We start from the raw sequence: 16,941 nt of genomic DNA, 5'->3' as shown, positions 1-16,941 counted from the left end.
AAAATTACATGCCAGACTTTTACAAAAGGAAGTTATTTCGCTATCCTATTTATGCATTGCTTGTTCTTACAAGTGTTTTTAGTGCAATTCTCATTTTTTTTCATTGGATGATTGGGTTAGCATGTTTTCTGCTCCTTGGATTTATTGTGTATTTTTTATTAAAAGCAAACTCGATTCTAAAAAAGGAAATGGAGCATTATATCTCGACCCTTTCGTATCGCTTAAAAAAAGTTGGCGAAGAAGCGTTAATGGAAATGCCGATTGGGATCTTGCTTTATAATGAGGAGTTTCAGGTAGAGTGGGCTAACGCCTACTTATCGAACTTTCTTGACGCAGATACGCTGGTAGGTAGATCACTTTATGATGTTGAGGAACTGATTGTTCCCTTAATTCAACAAGAAATCGAAAGTGAGACAATTACATTAAATGAGCAGAAATTTAAGGTCATCATAAAGAGAGAAGAACGTTTACTTTATTTCTTTGATGTAACTGAACAAATGGAAATTGTGCAATTGTATGAGGCTGAGCGGACTGTTTTAGGGATTATCTTTTTAGATAACTATGATGAAGTAACCCAAGGGATGGATGATCAACGAAAGAGTTCATTAAATAGCCAAGTCACATCCATACTGAATGAATGGGCGAATGAGCATGGTGTCTTTTTAAAGAGGACTTCGTCTGAGCGCTTTATCGCTGTGTTGAATGAAGAAATCTTATCGAATCTTGAAAAAACAAAGTTTACGATTTTGGATGATGTGAGGGAAAATACCGCAAAAGATAGCGTAGCATTAACCTTAAGTATTGGGATTGGAATAGGGGTCCAAACACTTCCAGAGTTAGGAGTTGCGGCACAATCAAGTTTAGACCTAGCATTAGGACGTGGCGGAGACCAGGTTGCGATGAAACTCCCGAATGGGAAGGTTAAGTTTTATGGCGGCAAAACGAATCCGATGGAAAAACGGACTAGGGTTCGCGCTCGCGTGATTTCACATGCATTAAAGGAAATTGTCTCTGATAGTGATAAAGTCATCATAATGGGCCATAAATACCCTGATATGGATGCAGTAGGGGCTTCCATTGGGATTTTAAAAGTGGCACAAATGAACCATAAAGAAGGATACATTGTTTTAAATCCGAATGAAATTGATTCAGGTGTAGGACGTCTCCTTGAGGAAGTGAAAGAAAATACAGAACTCTGGTCCTATTTTATTACACCGGAGCAAGCTCTTGAAATCGCTACAAATGATACGCTACTTGTTGTTGTAGACACCCATAAGCCGTCGCTTGTAATTGAGGAGAAACTCGTATCAAAAATTGATAAAGTAGTGGTCATTGACCATCACCGTCGCGGTGAGGAATTTATACAATCACCATTACTCGTATATATGGAACCTTATGCGTCATCTACGGCGGAATTGGTTACAGAGCTTCTTGAATATCAGCCAAAGCGTAAGAAAATCGATATGCTGGAGGCAACGGCTTTACTTGCGGGAATTATTGTTGATACAAAGAGCTTTACGCTTCGAACAGGATCTAGAACATTTGATGCGGCGTCCTATTTACGTGCTCAAGGAGCGGACACCGTTCTTGTTCAGAAATTCCTGAAGGAGAACATGGAACAATATAAAAAGCGTTCAAAACTGATTGAATCAGCGTTTATTTATAAAAATGGAATTGCAATTGCAAAAGGAAAAGAAAATGAGACTTACGATCAAGTGATGATTGCTCAAGCAGCAGATACATTACTTACAATGAATGATGTAGTCGCATCATTCGTGATTTCCATCCGCCATGATTTAAAAATTGGAATTAGTGCTCGTTCATTAGGAGATGTCAATGTACAATTGATTATGGAAGGTTTAGGTGGAGGTGGTCATTTGACAAATGCAGCTACTCAGCTAGAGGACACAACGATTGAAGAAGCAGAAGAACAGCTACTTTTAGTTATAGATGAGTATTTAGAGGGAGGTACCAAGGAATGAAAGTTATTTTCTTAAAAGATGTAAAAGGTAAAGGAAAAAAGGGAGAAGTGAAGAACGTATCTGATGGATATGCACACAATTTCCTATTCAAGCAAAACCTTGCGATTGAAGCGACACCAGCAAACATGAAAACATTAGAAGCAAAGAAAAATAAAGAATCAAAAGAAGCTGCAGAAGAATTAGAACAGTCAAAGCAATTGAAAGAGAAACTCGAAGCTTTAACTGTTGAGTTACAAGCAAAAGCGGGTGAGGGCGGCAGACTTTTCGGATCTGTAACAAGTAAGCAAATTGCCGATGAGCTTGCGAAAAAGCAAGGTATCAAAATTGATAAGCGTAAATTTGATCTTCCAGATGGAATTAGAGCATTAGGTTATACAAATGTACCTGTAAAATTACATCCAGAAGTATCAGCAACTGTAAAGGTACATGTCAAAGAACAGTAATTTCCATTGAAAAAGAATATAGAAAACAGATAGAATGAAAAATGTGGTTTTGTTTACATACAGGATCACATTTTTTTCGTATAACAAGCTTTTTCATTCTGAAATAAGTATAATAGATAAATAGATATATAAGAAAAGCTTAATGCTTCCGTTTATCGACGATAAGCATAAGACGAGCGCTGGCAGAATGTGCATTTTACCTTCAGAAGCTATTGGCTTAGACTAAAGAGTCTATAGCGCCTGGAGCTAGACAACAATCACAAATTTATACAAATAAAGGGAGTGGAGAATAGTTGAGTGACATTTTTGCTGATCGTATTCCTCCGCAAAATATAGAGGCAGAGCAGGCGGTTTTAGGTGCGATCTTTCTAGAACCAAGTTCACTTACTCTTGCTTCAGAAATATTGATTCCAGAAGACTTTTATCGGACATCCCACCAAAAGATTTTTGACGCGATGCTAAATCTCTCAGATAAAGGTGAACCGGTCGACCTTGTCACGGTTACTTCTGAGTTAGCGGATGTAAAAATTTTAGATGAAATTGGTGGAGTTTCTTACTTAAGTGAATTGGCAGGGTCTGTTCCAACCGCCTCCAATATAGAATATTATGCGAAAATCATTGAAGAAAAATCGATTTTACGACGATTGATTCGTACGGCAACGACGATTGCAACGGATGGTTATTCACGGGAAGATGAGGTTGACTCTCTTTTAAGTGAGGCTGAAAAAAATATTATGGAAGTGGCAAACCGTAAAAATGCGGGTGCTTTCCAAAATATTAAAGATGTTCTCGTCCAGACCTATGATAATATTGAAACCCTTCATAATCGTGTAGGCGATATTACGGGAATCCCAACAGGGTTTACTGAGCTTGACAAAATGACAGCTGGATTCCAACGAAATGACTTAATTATCGTAGCAGCCCGTCCGTCTGTTGGTAAGACAGCCTTTGCTCTTAATATTGCCCAAAACGTAGCAACAAAGACCGATGAGAATGTTGCCATCTTCAGTTTAGAGATGGGAGCTGAGCAGCTAGTAATGAGGATGCTTTGTGCTGAAGGAAACATCAATGCCCAAAATCTACGTACAGGCTCCTTAACACCTGAAGACTGGAGTAAGCTAACGATGGCAATGGGAAGCTTATCAAATTCAGGAATCTACATTGATGATACCCCAGGGATTCGTGTTAATGAGATTCGCTCAAAATGCCGTAGACTTAAGCAAGAAAGTGGATTAGGGATGATTCTGATCGATTACCTTCAATTGATTCAAGGAAGCGGTAGAAGCGGCGAAAACCGCCAACAAGAGGTTTCTGAAATCTCACGTTCCTTAAAAGCATTAGCTCGTGAGTTAAAGGTTCCTGTTATTGCCTTATCCCAGCTTTCCCGTGGTGTTGAACAAAGACAGGACAAGCGTCCGATGATGTCAGATATTCGTGAATCAGGAAGTATTGAGCAGGATGCGGATATTGTAGCTTTCTTATACCGTGATGATTATTATGACAAAGAGTCAGAGAATAAGAATATCATTGAAATTATCATTGCGAAGCAACGTAACGGCCCGGTAGGAACGGTTTCGCTAGCATTCGTAAAAGAATATAATAAATTCGTTAATCTCGAACGAAGGTTTGACGACGCCGGTATTCCACCAGGAGCGTAAAGAAAAGACGTGTCACAATTTGTGATACGTCTTTTTTTATCTATGTCATTTTATCTATGAAATATAGTAAATAGATGCCTTTAGATGTGGAGAATCGACAAAAAATGCGAGGTTCTATAAGTTGATAGACCCAAATCTATGTCAAAATCCCACATTTTTGTGTAAAAAATTGGAAGCAATACTACAATTATATTACATATTGGAAACTAGTATACTATTTTTCAAATTCTATGGTAAATTAATAAAGTATAAAATAGAGAGATTTGTCGAACTATCGAATACGTCTTGGCGTATTTTGTAAGACAACGCTTTTCAACTCACAGGGTGAGAGGAACGAGTATTTCGGACAAGCAACCTTTGTTCAGGGAGGAAAGACCGTGTCAAATCAAAATAATAATGAAAAAGCACCAAGAACATACATGACTTTATTTAAACGAGTTGCCATTACATCTGTTGCACTTTCAACACTCGTGTTTGGAACTGTATCAGCGGATACAAAAATTCAAACCGTGTATCACATATACATAGATGGCCAAAGAGTTGGAACAGTTGATTCCAAAAATGTCGTTGAAAAAGTAATTGATCAGAAGGTTGATTCTTTAAAGGACCAGTATCAAGGACTAGAATTAGTTGCAGATAATGTATCCGTGATTGAAGAACAAGCTTTTCATCCTACTTTTAATAATGCTACAACTGCAAAGAGGTTAGAAACTGAGCTAGAAATTGCAGCTGAAGCTAAAGCTATTACTGTTGACGGAGAGCCAGTTGCCTACCTTAAAAATGAGGAAGAAGCAAATGAAGCTCTTAAACAATTAAAATTACAATATGTAAACGAAGAAGAGTTGCAGGAGCTTGAAGCTAGAGCAAACTCAGAAGAGCCCCTACCAGCATTAGCTGAAGGACAATCTCGTTTATTAGACGTTTCATTTGTAGAAAAAGTTTCAATTTCAGATGAAAAAGTTTTACCTGAGCAGGTTCATAGTCCTGCTGATACTGTTACATTGCTTCAAAAGGGAACTTTAGAGGAGAAAAAGTATCAGGTTAAAGAGGGGGATGTTCTAGGCTCTATCGCAGTTGACCATGATTTGAAAACTGCTGAATTACTAGCATTAAACCCGGGGATGACTGAAGATACTTTGCTTCAAATCGGACAAGAGTTAAATGTAACAGCGTATAAGCCATTTTTAACAGTTGTTGTTAAAAAAGAGGAAAATCAAAAAGAAACAATTAAGTTTGAAACAAAGGTAAATGAAAATTCAAATATGTTTAAAGGTGACAATAAAGTAACCCAAGAAGGTCAAGATGGTGAAAAGACTGTTCACTATGAATATAAAATCATCAATGGTGTGACAACTGAAACAAATAAGCTGGGTGAATCCATCACCAAGGAACCAGTAACTGAGATTATCGAAAAAGGAACAAAGGTAGTTCCATCTCGAGGATCTGGTCAGCTTGCATGGCCGACAGTTGGCGGTTATATTTCTAGTCATGTTGGATATAGATGGGGAAGACTTCATAAAGGAATTGATATTGCAAGACCAAGCAATTATGCGATTAAGGCAGCGGACAATGGAACTGTTGTAGAAGCTGGTTATGATGGAAGTTTCGGTAATAAAATTGTGATTAACCACAACAATGGAATGAAAACAATTTATGCACACTTATCCTCGATTCATGTAAGTGTTGGACAAACTGTTACAAGAGGCCAACAAATTGGTGTAATGGGGTCAACTGGAAACTCAACCGGAACTCACTTACATTTTGAATTATATATAAATGGGGCTCTGAAAAACCCGTTAGAATATCTAAACTAAACTAAATGTGACACAAAACCTTCAGCATGATGCTGAAGGTTTTTTCATAAGTATAAAGAATGACAAAGGCGGAAAAGGAAAGGACAAACGTCCTAAATCACCGTTTTTTTCACACTTACTAATGATATACCTCCCTTTTTCTGCTAAAGTTAGAGATAAAGGAGCAAAATAAAAAGAACAATTCGAACTATATAAATGAAACCACATAAATTATTTCAAAGTGAAGGAGTAATCGCGAATGGAAAAAGTAATTCTTGTAGTAGATGATGAGAAACCAATTGCAGATATATTACAATTTAATCTTGAAAAAGAAGGATATAAGGTAGTATGTGCCTATGATGGCAATGAGGCCTTAGAAAAGGTGGAAGAAGTGGAACCAGACCTTATTCTTCTCGACATCATGTTACCACATAAGGATGGGATGGAGGTATGTCGTGAGGTACGAAAAAAACATGATATGCCAATTGTCATGTTGACAGCAAAGGATTCTGAAATTGATAAAGTATTGGGTCTTGAGCTAGGTGCTGATGACTATGTCACAAAACCGTTTAGTACAAGAGAACTGCTTGCACGGGTAAAAGCAAACCTACGTCGACACCAACAAATTTCCGAGGCGGTTAGCCAGGATACATCAAGTGAAATAACAGTAGGTTCACTTGTCATCCATCCTGATGCCTATGTAGTAAGTAAACGTGGTGAAACGATTGAATTAACTCATCGCGAATTTGAACTCTTGCATTATTTAGCGAAGCACTTAGGTCAAGTCATGACAAGAGAGCATTTATTACAAACCGTATGGGGCTATGACTATTTTGGAGATGTACGAACAGTAGATGTTACCGTCCGTCGTTTGCGTGAAAAAATTGAAGACAGCCCAAGTCATCCAACATGGATTGTGACAAGGCGTGGAGTTGGCTATTATTTACGAAATCCTGATCAGGAGTAAATCCCAAAATGAGACGACTAGGTTTTTTTCAGTCCATTCACATTAAATTTGCACTTATTTATTTGCTACTCATTTTAATTGCCATGCAAATTATCGGTGTATATTTTATTGGGAAACTGGAGTTGCGATTAGTAGAAAACTTTAAAGTATCGTTAAATGAACGTGTCAATATGCTAGCGTTTAGCATGGAACAGGAAATGATTAAGGAGCGGGAGGATCCAACAACTTTAGAAAAGGATATCCGGAGTATTTTAAGAGACTATGAGTCAGAGGATATTCAGGAAATCCAGGTAATTGATAATAAAAGTCGCGTAATAGGAACCTCCGATCCGTATAGTCAAGGCGTTGTTGGACGAAAGTCAAATATAGATTTGGTCAAACGTACGTTATTATTAGGTGATAATCTAGATGATGTACGGCGACAGGAATATGACCGCGTATATATATCTTCAACACCGATTCGTTCGAATGGAGATATCATTGGCGCCATTTATTTAAAAGCAAGGTTGGAAAATGTCTACGATGATATAAAAGAAATCAACGACATTTTCGTAACAGGAACAGGGATTGCGATGGCGATTACCGCAATTCTCGGGATCTTTGTTGCACAGACCATTACAAGGCCAATTTCCGCAATGAGGAAGCATGTAGTGGAATTAGGGAAAGGGAATTATTCGAAAAAGGTAAAGGTGTTTGGTCAAGATGAGATTGGTCAATTGGCCATGACCTTTAATAATTTATCCAGTAAAATACAGGATGCACAGGCGACAACAGAAGGTGAACGTCGGAAGCTTTCCTCGGTATTGGCCCATATGACAGATGGGGTAATTGCCACTGATAAAAAGGGAAGAGTCATTTTAATTAATACGCCTGCAGTTAATATGCTTGATGTTTCACGTGAAACAGTCCTTAATGAATCCATTGTATCTGTCTTAGGATTAGACGAGCAATACACGTTCGAGGAGCTTGTTCACGATATTGATACAGAAATACTTGATTTTAGTACCCATAAAAAGCAATACATTATCAAGGTTAGCTTTTCGGTTATTAAAAAGGAGTCAGGCTTTATTAATGGGTTAATTGCTGTTTTATATGATGTAACTGAGCAGGAGAAAATTGAAAGTGAACGAAGAGAGTTCGTGGCAAATGTTTCGCATGAACTTAGAACGCCATTAACGACCATGCGTAGCTATCTTGAAGCACTAGCAGAAGGAGCATGGAAGGACGAAAAGATTGCACCGCAGTTTTTAAATGTTACACAAACTGAAACTGAGCGAATGATTCGACTCGTGAATGACTTGCTGAAGCTATCAAAACTTGATAGCAAGGACTACAAATTCTCAAAAGAGCTAATTAACTTTACAAAATACTTTCATCGAATTATTGACCGATTCGAGATGTCGAAGGAGCAGCATGTTTCATTCGTCCGTAATTTACCAGAGAAGTCAATTTATCTAGAATTCGATCCGGATAAAATTACACAGGTACTTGATAATGTCATATCAAACGCATTGAAGTATTCCCCAGAGGGAGGTACAGTCACATTCCAATTGATGGAGGTAAATGATGAAATTGTAATAAGTGTGGCTGACCAGGGTGTTGGAATCCCTAAGGATAACATTAATCGTATTTTTGACCGTTTTTACCGGGTGGATAAAGCGCGAACTCGTAAATTAGGGGGAACTGGGTTAGGACTCGCAATTGCCAAAGAAATGGTCGTTGCTCATGGAGGTAGAATTTGGGCTGAAAGTGAAGAAGGGGTTGGAACAACTGTTTTCTTTACTCTACCAACTGATGGAAATCAAGAGGGGCTAGAGGATGAATGGGATGAAGTATGAATCAATTAAAACAACCATATTAATCATCTTGGTGCTTTCAAGCATTGTTCTAACTTGGACTTTGTGGACTTATCAGCCCGAATATAAGGCCATAGAAGGAGACAATTTAGTTCAGGAAGTAACGGAAAATGTTAAAAAGGAAACATCTTTGATTATTAAACCAAGTAAAATTCTCTATCACATTGATGGCCAGCATTTTGGAACCTTTAGTGAGACAGAACTAAATCGAGTGATGAAAGAAATTGGGACATGGGAAATTCAAGATGTTCAAAACATTACACATGCTGTTCAAGAAGTTGGTTTAGCAGACTTTTTGAGTCAAAGTGGACATGCTGAAATTTTCTTCCCAGATCCATTTCCCTTGCAACTATATAAATCATTTTTAAAAATTAATGATAAAGAACATTCGTTGATTTCATTTGATCGATTTGTTATTGATGTCAATTCGGAGAATCGTGAAGAGGGCATCGTGTACTTTGTGTCAACAGGTGATAACTTGGTGTATGAGGCCCGGATTAATAGCAGGTTAACACGAGATTTTAAAAGAAGTTTCTATAATACGGCGAAGAGATATCCTGAGCAAATTGAATATTCACTTTCAGAGACAAATTCGGTTTATTTGCCAAAGGATGAAACAGTTGTAAATCGCCTTGACTATTTTACTGATACAATCGATATTAAAACCTTTATTGACCGTTTATTTACGGATCCTGACCTTGTAAAAGGGGATAGACTCTCTACAGGTGAGGTTCATACGGATGGAACAAGACTTCTTAGGGTCTTTAACAATCAGAAGTACATTGAATTTATTAATCCAACGGGAATGAGTGGAAATCAATCAGATACGACAGATTTAATTCAGACAAGTATAGATTTTGTTAATGAACATGTTGGCTGGACAGATGACTACCGCTTTTTTAGCTGGAATAAAGAGAGCCAAACGACAGTGTTTAAATTATATGTTAAAAACATTCCTGTCTTTGACCACAGGGGTCTGGTGGATATCACACAGCAATGGGAGAATAATGAGATTGTGAAGTATGACCATCCGATGGTAAGCCTACAAATTGGTTTGCCTCCAAGCCCGGAGAACCTTTTAAAGGGTGAATTAGTAATGGAGAAAATCACCTCTAAGCGGGATTTTAATCCTGAGTTGCTTGACAGTGTGACAGTTGCATATGAGCTAAAGGAGAATGAAGATAATTCCCAATTTGTTTCACTTCAACCGATTTGGTCATACAGGTATAATGGACAATGGGGAAAGGTTGATGTAAAGGGTGAGGATATAGGGGGGCGTGAAGATGGATTGGAGTAAAACCAAGTCTGTATTTATCATTACCTTCCTGATTCTAAATATCTTTTTAGGGTATCAGCTTGTTCAAAAAAGGGATAGTAGCCAATTGGATGAAATAGCAGAACGTACTATCGATGAGAAACTAGCGGATGAAGGAATTACGTACGAAGCTTTACCGAAGGAACCGAAAGAATTAAGTTATATCAGTGGCAAGGTAAAGATTTTTACAGAGGACGATGTCAAAAAACTTAAAAACCAGGACGTTAACCTCGAAACCACTGGGGTGTTAAAGGGTAAATTTAGTGACCCTATTAAAATATCGATAACGGACCAAGTGAAAATACATCAGTTTGTGAAGGATCATTTGCTAGACGGTGAGAAATATACCGTTTGGAGTGTGGATGAAGAGACAGGGACGATTGTTTTAGTTCAACAACATAATAATTACAAGATCTTTGGTCAGTCTCTAAATATTAGTGGGGTTATTTACTTATATGTAAATGACGATCATGAAGTCGTATCATATGAGCAAACATTAATTCCTGAGTTTGAAGAGCATAAGTTGGAAGAGTTAATTACGCCTATCAAGACCTTAGAAAATCTTTATGAAAATTATCATTTAAAATCAGGTAGCCATGTATCTAAAATGGAATTTGGGTATTACCCACTCGTTCCATATTCTGAATCACAGTTATTAGCACCGACATGGCATGTTGTTATTGATGATGAGACAGAGGTTTACGTAAATGCCATTGAAGGACAAATTCTTAATAAGACGGAGTGAACGATTATGGGGTTGCATTTTAGTGTGCTTGCAAGTGGGAGCACAGGAAATGCGTTCTATGTTGGGACAGACAAGCATTCCTTGCTTGTAGATGCAGGGTTAAGTGGGAAACAACTAGAACTTTTATTTAAAGAAATCAACAAAGAAATTAAGCATCTTTCAGGGATCCTTGTGACACATGAGCATAGTGACCATATAAAAGGGCTTGGTGTACTCGCAAGAAAGTACAAGCTACCCATCTATGCAAATGAAAAGACATGGAAGGCAATGGAGCACAATATTGGAGAAATCCCGACTGAACAGAAGTTTATTTTTCAAATGGGGACGGTAAAGACATTTGGAAATATGGATGTTGAATCATTCGGTGTTTCTCATGATGCGGCCGAACCGATGTTTTATGTATTCCATCATGAGGGGAAAAAGGTTGTTGTCATTACGGATACAGGCTACGTCAGTGATAGAATGAAAGGTACGATTGAAAATGCCGATGCCTATGTGTTCGAAAGCAACCATGATGTGTCGATGCTTCAAATGGGCCATTATCCATGGAGCATCAAGCGCCGTATTTTAAGTGATGTTGGGCACGTTTCAAATGAGGATGCGGCACTCGCGATGTCAGATGTGATCGGAGACCGCACGAAACGAATCTATCTGGCGCATTTAAGTAAGGATAATAATTTAAAAGAATTAGCACGCATGTCTGTTAAGCAAACTTTGGAAAGCAAGGGGTATGTGGTTGGAGAACAATTTGATCTGTATGATACTGATCCAAAAGTTCCAACGAAGCTTGCTTACGTGTAATGAAAATAGCCCAGAAGATTATGCAAGGGGGCATTTTCATAGAAGCTCATTTGATTTTGATCAGATGGGCTTTTTGTTTTGGAAAACACTTGCCGTACCCATTATTTTCTAGTAACTTGAAACTAGGATGAAAGTGGGGATGGTATGAAAGCTTTTGTTTTGCGGACAGCGGGTTTCATGGTGATTTGGACGTTGTTTTTTATCTGTGAAAAGTCAGTTCCATCCGCGTATTCAATTATGATTTGTGCGGCTGTCCTGACATTCTATTTTTTTCTGAAAATCTCACCTAATCCGGTTTATTTATATGGGGGAATAACCGGACTTCTATTGGTGCTTGGTGTTGTTGAAGAAGGAAACTCATTTATCTACTTATTATTGATGTATGTTGTCATGTTAGCAGCGAATCAGTTAGAAAGTAAAACATTTAAATGGTTTGGAGCTATAACGATAGCTGCTTTATTGGGCTTGTTTTTATTAATGGAAATGGAATTATCCGTGTATGTTTTGATACTCTTATTCTATCTTGTTGCGCTACAGGTTAATGAACTGTGGACTAAGCGGGAAGAACAGCGCGGCCTATATGAGGAATTGCTTGGGGAATATCGAAAGGTAAAAAGGGTTGCTCTTGTTACCGAGGAGGAAGCTCGCTATCAGGAAAGGACCAAGATAGCTAGGGACATTCATGATTCAGTTGGGCATAAGCTTACAGCACTACTTATGCAGGTAGAGATTCTTTCTATCCAACAAGGTCCTGAACATTACAACGAATTAAAGGAATTGGCAAAAGAGAGCTTAGAAGAAACTCGATTTGCAGTCCGAACCTTAAAAAACAGGGAGCATGAAGGAATTGCAACGATTTTACAGTTGATTAAAAAGCTTGAGGCAGAAAGTCATATCATGGTTCAGTTTACAACAAAGCAAGGCATTCTTTCAGAGCGACTTACCAATGAACAAAGTGTCGTGCTCTATCGCGTCATTCAGGAAGGACTAACAAATGCCATGCGACACGCTCACTCACGTGAAGTTCAGGTGGTACTAGGAAAGACAGCAGACGGGAATATGGAGTTTGTCATTAAAAACCGAATTCATAAGAAGGAGCCATATCAAGAGGGGTTTGGGCTTTTAAATATGCGAAAACGTGTTGAGGAAGTAGATGGAACACTAGCAGTCTATCAAACGGATGAACAGTTTGTGATTAAGGGAATGATTCCGTTGGAGAAACTGTAAAGGCGGGGAAACGAACATGTGGAATGTGTTAATTGTAGAGGACCAATCGATTGTGAGACAAGGCTTGAAGTTGATGCTACAACAGGACGAGCAAATACGGGTTGTAGCAGAAGCAGAAAACGGAGAAGAGGCCATCAAAAAGATGGAGGCCCATGTTATCGATGTTGTGCTAATGGATATCCGCATGCCGGTTATGAATGGCCTTGAAGCGACGAGAAAGATTAAGGAGCGCTGGCCAAATGTGAAGATTTTAATCCTCACGACCTTTAATGATGATGAATATGCAATCCAGGCATTGAAATATGGTGCCAATGCATTTCTATTAAAAACATCAGATCAAAAAGCATTGATACATGCCGTTCATAGCTGTTTTCAAGGCGGGCTGCCGATTCATGAGGAGGTTGTGGCAAAGGTGATGCCGCGATTATTACATAAAGTGGAGAAAAAGCTTGAATTGCCTTTGTCTGCAAGGGAGTTGGATATTACCAGATTAGTAGGTGAAGGAAAGACAAATAAAGAAATCGCAGATGAATTATTTTTATCGATTGGTACGGTAAAAAACCATATTACACAAATCTTGCATAAGCTAGAGCTTCGGGACCGTACTCAGTTAGCGATTTTTGCTGTAAAAAATGATATTACATAAGGCGTAAGGGATGTCCAAACAAAAGGGTCAGCCCTTTTTTAATGGAAACATGACTAAAGTCATGTTTTTTACATAAACAAGTGACCGGAGATAGTGCTGTCTAGAGAAAGTAAAGTCTATGATGGAAGTATAAAGGAGGATGACGTGATGTTAGAAATTATTGATTTATCGAAGAAATATAAACAAAAGTTTGCTGCACAAGGGATCAATATGTTTTTGGAAAAAGGAGAGATTGTTGGGCTACTAGGTCCGAATGGAGCGGGAAAATCGACGACCATTTCGATGTTGTCATCATTGGTTGTTCCGACTTCAGGGGATGTACGGTTAATGAACGAAAGCACGATTAAGCATCCACATAATATCCGAAAAATTCTAGGTGTGGTTCCACAGGAAATTGCCCTATATACGGATTTATCAGCGGAAGAAAATTTACGTTTTTTTGGAGAGATATATCGATTAAAGGGTGCCGAATTGAAGCAGCGAATCGAAGAGGTATTGGAGCAAATTGGTTTAACTGACCGAAGAAAGGATCTCGTGAAAACTTTTTCGGGTGGTATGAAAAGAAGGTTGAATATTGGAGTGGCACTGTTGCATAATCCAGAAATCATCATTATGGATGAGCCAACGGTTGGAATTGACCCACAATCCCGTAACTATATTTTAGAAACGGTTAAGCGTCTGAACAAAGAACGTGGAATGACTGTTTTATATACGAGTCATTACATGGAGGAAGTCGAGTTCTTATGTGACCGGATATATATTATGGATAAAGGACATATTATTGCATCTGGAACGAAGGAAGAGTTAAAGAATATTTTATCCTCTGAAAATACGATTTCTATCAAAGTAGAACGAGCAAATGAGGAATTTACTCAGTTGCTTGAAGCAGATTCGACCGTTCGTCAAGTAAAGGTACAGGATCGTGATGTTACGGTTATTGTTCCAAAGGAGTATAATCTGTTCCAAAAAATCTCTCAATTTGCTGAAGAAACAGGAACAGTATTAATTTCAGTTGAAGTAAAGGCACCGACACTTGAAGATGTCTTTCTGCATCTGACAGGTAGAGCACTAAGAGACTAGGGGGTGAAGCAATGATTATTCCATTTATAAAAAAAGATTTATTAGTGTTAATACGGAATCCACAGGAACTACTCGTTTTAGTTCTAATGCCTCTCATCCTTATTGCCATTCTGGGCTTTGCTTTAGGTGGGGTGATGGCAGGTGACACAACTTCCATTTCAGCTAAGGTTGCTTTCATTGATCATAGTGATGAACAAAAGGACATAGATGCTTTTGTCCAAAAGGTAAAGGCAGAGGGATTGCCACAAGAGGCAGAAACTGCATTAATCCAGGGAGCGGACCAACTACGTCCTATTCAGATTTTACTAGATGAAGTGTTTGGTAGTAAGGAATTAAAAGAAATTGTAGAGCTTGAGCAAGTGAAGCCCGAACAATTGAATGAACTTAAAAAAGATGACCAGTATTCTGCTGTCATAGAGATACCTGAAAATTATACATTTGATGTACTTTCCTCAGCATTACTTGATGAGCCTTCCACAGCGACGATCAGACTCTATAAAAATGAAGGAAAAGAGATTTCTCCAAAAGTAGTGGAGGATGTACTAGTGAATTTTCAAAAGCAATTGACTTCTATGATTGTCATTGGAAAAGCGGGAATCCAGTTAGAAGCAGTTGGTAGTGCAAAGTTAGGAGAAATTGACACTGTAACCAAACGAGAACCAATCAATTCCCTGCAATATTATTCCGTCGGTATGAGCGTTATGTTTATTATGTTTATTGCGTCTCATCTAGGTTCATTTGCGTACCGTGAAAAGCAGTTACAGGTGTATAATCGAATTATTTTATCGAATACATCAAGATGGTCGTATTTAGGTGGTATTTTTTTCTCAGTTATGGTGATTTCGATTGTTCAGCAAGCGATTTTATATGGAGTTACTTCTCTTGTATTTGATGTGGTTTGGAATGATCTTCTTGGTTTTTTCCTGGTTAATTTGTCATTATGCTTTGCGATTGGTGGAGTAGGGGCATTGTTAACCGCATTAAATTTCCGAATTGATTCAGAAGGTGTGTCAAACTTTTTTGGAAATGTGATGGTTGCGATTTTATCCTTTTTAGGTGGTAGTTTTACACCGATTGGTGAAACTTCTTCGCTAATTGGGGTATTGGGCAATTTCACGCCAAATGGTGCAGGGATGACTGCATTATTGCAATTGCTGCAGGGAGTAGAGCTTTCAGAAATTGATCATCATATCATATATTTGCTTGGCTTTGGTTTAGTGATGTTAACAGCGGCTGTATTTAGCTTTCCGAGAAGAGGTGATGCTATATGATAAGTATTTTACAGGCAAAATTTAAATTGTTTTTGAGAAAGCCAATGCTTATGATTGGCATGACCGTGATGAGTATTGTCTTTGCATTATTATTAGGTGCTGCAAATTATACAAATATCAATATACCCGTTTATACAGATATTGAAAACATAGAAGAAACGACTCTCTGGAAGAATTTAACCCAGTCGCAAAGCTTTGAGTTTAAACCAGTTACGGAAGAGGAAGCTAAGAAAATGGTGAGTGAAGGTGATGCTGAGGCTGCGGTGAAGTTGGAGGAGGACTCCTACAAGATTGTCGTAGTGACAGAAACGTCTAATCTTCATTTGTTAGAAAGCTATCTTCAAACCTTTTATGGGGATCTTTTGCTGGAAGATAAAATTAAAGAGGCAACGGCAACAAGTAGCCATATCGACCCTAATGCCATTATAGAAGAATTAAAAGAAAAGGAAGAGAACCCGTTATTTAAGATTCAGGCTGCTTCATTCCGTGGTGATGATGCCGTGATTATTGATAACCAGCTACAGACGATTTTCGGGTTTACTTTATTCTTTGTCATTTACACGATCTCCTATAATGTCCACAACATTTTACAGGAGAGAACGTGGGGAGTCTGGGACCGCATGATTTTATCGCCATTAAAAAAATGGGAGATGTACGCGGGTAATTTAGTATATAGCTTCCTCATGGGATATGCTCAGGTTGCTCTTATCTTTTTCGTGTTCCGGTATGGTGTTGGAGTGGACTTTTACGGGGGATTTGGAAAAACATTAATTGTTTTAGTCCCATATGTGTTTTCAATTGTCGCCTTAGCTCTGTTTTTAGTTAGTGTTGTAAAAAGTACGCAGCAATTCAATGCCATTATTTCACTTGTATCGGTCTCTTTATCGATGCTTGGCGGGGCTTATTGGCCATTGGAAATTGTTAGCTCTGACTTTTTATTGAAGGTATCAAACTTTGTGCCAATTAAACATGCGATGGAAGGCTTAAAAGCCGCTACCATTTACGGAGCATCGATTAATGAATTACTATATCCAATCAGCATTTTAACATTAATGGGAGTGGTGCTAATCGGAATCGGAATAAATGTGATGGAACGAAAAAACGCATAATCTTGGACTGGAAAAAGGCAGGGGTGATCAGCTCCTGCCTTTTATTCG

The 16,941-nt window shown here is 38.3% G+C and carries 14 protein-coding genes; all 14 read left to right on the top strand.

The window, feature by feature from the left end:
* The first annotated feature begins 8 nt into the window (after positions 1-8).
* Positions 9-1,982: a DHH family phosphoesterase gene (locus tag RGU12_RS23510; RefSeq protein WP_309538227.1), complete on the top strand. Its 1,974-nt coding sequence runs from the start codon at positions 9-11 to the stop codon at positions 1,980-1,982.
* A complete protein-coding gene (gene rplI, locus RGU12_RS23505) occupies positions 1,979-2,425 on the top strand; it encodes a 50S ribosomal protein L9 (protein ID WP_309538226.1) in 447 nt (148 codons plus the stop codon). Before RGU12_RS23510 ends, rplI begins: the two co-directional genes overlap by 4 nt.
* A 293-nt stretch (positions 2,426-2,718) precedes the next feature.
* A complete protein-coding gene (gene dnaB / locus RGU12_RS23500; RefSeq protein ID WP_309538225.1) occupies positions 2,719-4,083 on the top strand; it encodes a replicative DNA helicase in 1,365 nt (454 codons plus the stop codon).
* A 377-nt stretch (positions 4,084-4,460) separates the two neighbouring features.
* A complete protein-coding gene (locus RGU12_RS23495; RefSeq protein WP_309538224.1) occupies positions 4,461-5,897 on the top strand; it encodes a peptidoglycan DD-metalloendopeptidase family protein in 1,437 nt (478 codons plus the stop codon).
* Positions 5,898-6,135: 238 nt separating this feature from the next.
* On the top strand, positions 6,136-6,843 hold the full coding sequence (gene yycF, locus RGU12_RS23490; protein WP_116354469.1) for a response regulator YycF: 708 nt from the start codon (positions 6,136-6,138) through the stop codon (positions 6,841-6,843).
* 8 nt (positions 6,844-6,851) lie between these two features.
* Positions 6,852-8,681 (top strand): cell wall metabolism sensor histidine kinase WalK, encoded by a 1,830-nt coding sequence (gene walK / locus RGU12_RS23485; RefSeq protein WP_309538223.1) that lies wholly within the window; start codon positions 6,852-6,854, stop codon positions 8,679-8,681.
* Positions 8,662-9,996, top strand: a complete 1,335-nt coding sequence (locus RGU12_RS23480; protein ID WP_309538222.1) for a YycH family regulatory protein — start codon at positions 8,662-8,664, stop codon at positions 9,994-9,996. The genes walK and RGU12_RS23480 overlap by 20 nt, the downstream gene beginning before the upstream one ends.
* On the top strand, positions 9,983-10,759 hold the full coding sequence (locus RGU12_RS23475; RefSeq protein WP_309538221.1) for a two-component system regulatory protein YycI: 777 nt from the start codon (positions 9,983-9,985) through the stop codon (positions 10,757-10,759). The genes RGU12_RS23480 and RGU12_RS23475 overlap by 14 nt, the downstream gene beginning before the upstream one ends.
* A 6-nt stretch (positions 10,760-10,765) precedes the next feature.
* Positions 10,766-11,560 (top strand): exodeoxyribonuclease YycJ, encoded by a 795-nt coding sequence (gene yycJ, locus RGU12_RS23470; RefSeq protein ID WP_309538220.1) that lies wholly within the window; start codon positions 10,766-10,768, stop codon positions 11,558-11,560.
* Positions 11,561-11,704: 144 nt separating this feature from the next.
* Entirely contained in the window at positions 11,705-12,787 is a 1,083-nt protein-coding gene (locus tag RGU12_RS23465) for a sensor histidine kinase (protein WP_309538219.1), read from the top strand.
* A gap of 16 nt (positions 12,788-12,803) precedes the next feature.
* Positions 12,804-13,433 carry a response regulator transcription factor gene (locus tag RGU12_RS23460; RefSeq protein ID WP_309538218.1) on the top strand — a complete coding sequence of 210 codons (630 nt, stop codon included), beginning with the start codon at positions 12,804-12,806 and terminating at the stop codon, positions 13,431-13,433.
* Positions 13,434-13,580: 147 nt separating this feature from the next.
* Positions 13,581-14,513 carry an ABC transporter ATP-binding protein gene (locus tag RGU12_RS23455; protein WP_309538217.1) on the top strand — a complete coding sequence of 311 codons (933 nt, stop codon included), beginning with the start codon at positions 13,581-13,583 and terminating at the stop codon, positions 14,511-14,513.
* Positions 14,514-14,524: 11 nt separating this feature from the next.
* Positions 14,525-15,784, top strand: a complete 1,260-nt coding sequence (locus RGU12_RS23450) for an ABC transporter permease (RefSeq protein WP_309538216.1) — start codon at positions 14,525-14,527, stop codon at positions 15,782-15,784.
* Entirely contained in the window at positions 15,781-16,893 is a 1,113-nt protein-coding gene (locus tag RGU12_RS23445; RefSeq protein ID WP_309538215.1) for an ABC transporter permease, read from the top strand. Before RGU12_RS23450 ends, RGU12_RS23445 begins: the two co-directional genes overlap by 4 nt.
* Positions 16,894-16,941: the final 48 nt, after the last annotated feature.

The sequence above is a fragment of the Ferdinandcohnia sp. QZ13 genome, assembly GCF_031324165.1.
Taxonomy (GTDB): Bacteria; Bacillota; Bacilli; order Bacillales; family Bacillaceae_L; genus Ferdinandcohnia.
Note: the sequence above shows the minus strand (reverse complement) of the source record. Positions and strands in the feature narration are given on the sequence as shown.

Coding starts and splice junctions, on each gene's coding strand:
- RGU12_RS23510 (WP_309538227.1), top strand. CDS start 9: ATGCCAGACTTTTACAAAAGGAAGTTATTTCGCTATCCTATTTATGCA.
- rplI (WP_309538226.1), top strand. CDS start 1,979: ATGAAAGTTATTTTCTTAAAAGATGTAAAAGGTAAAGGAAAAAAGGGA.
- yycF (WP_116354469.1), top strand. CDS start 6,136: ATGGAAAAAGTAATTCTTGTAGTAGATGATGAGAAACCAATTGCAGAT.
- walK (WP_309538223.1), top strand. CDS start 6,852: ATGAGACGACTAGGTTTTTTTCAGTCCATTCACATTAAATTTGCACTT.
- RGU12_RS23480 (WP_309538222.1), top strand. CDS start 8,662: ATGAATGGGATGAAGTATGAATCAATTAAAACAACCATATTAATCATC.
- RGU12_RS23475 (WP_309538221.1), top strand. CDS start 9,983: ATGGATTGGAGTAAAACCAAGTCTGTATTTATCATTACCTTCCTGATT.
- yycJ (WP_309538220.1), top strand. CDS start 10,766: ATGGGGTTGCATTTTAGTGTGCTTGCAAGTGGGAGCACAGGAAATGCG.
- RGU12_RS23465 (WP_309538219.1), top strand. CDS start 11,705: ATGAAAGCTTTTGTTTTGCGGACAGCGGGTTTCATGGTGATTTGGACG.
- RGU12_RS23460 (WP_309538218.1), top strand. CDS start 12,804: ATGTGGAATGTGTTAATTGTAGAGGACCAATCGATTGTGAGACAAGGC.
- RGU12_RS23455 (WP_309538217.1), top strand. CDS start 13,581: ATGTTAGAAATTATTGATTTATCGAAGAAATATAAACAAAAGTTTGCT.
- RGU12_RS23450 (WP_309538216.1), top strand. CDS start 14,525: ATGATTATTCCATTTATAAAAAAAGATTTATTAGTGTTAATACGGAAT.
- RGU12_RS23445 (WP_309538215.1), top strand. CDS start 15,781: ATGATAAGTATTTTACAGGCAAAATTTAAATTGTTTTTGAGAAAGCCA.